General features: G+C 52.7%; 1 protein-coding gene. It reads right to left on the reverse strand.

All coding sequences use genetic code 11. The annotated features are described in order from the left end of the window. Positions 1 to 64: 64 nt before the first annotated feature. Positions 65 to 260, reverse strand: a 196-nt coding sequence (tilS, locus tag R0J87_RS21850; RefSeq protein WP_498888931.1) for a tRNA lysidine(34) synthetase TilS, incomplete at its 5' end; no start/stop codon positions are given.

The raw sequence follows: 260 nt of genomic DNA on the forward strand, positions 1-260 counted from the left end.
CTCATTATTTTACTTATATCGACATTCAAACACTGCCTGACTATCTACATTCCTGACCCCGGTGTCAGTGTAGGTGATCACACTTCCAGACTAACTCGCATTCATTACCTTCAAAGCCTTCGACCACAAATAAGCCCGCCACCGCGGCCAGTTTGTCGCCATAAAACAGCAAGGGTGTCTGGCGCCGGCGCCAGCTGGGCACCCCATACTCCTGAAACAGCTTCTTCAGCTTGCGACGGCCAGCTCGCCCCAGTGGTTGT

Origin of the sequence: Halomonas sp. SIMBA_159 (assembly GCF_046536035.1) — a bacterium.
Lineage (GTDB): Bacteria > Pseudomonadota > Gammaproteobacteria > Pseudomonadales > Halomonadaceae > Vreelandella > Vreelandella venusta_A.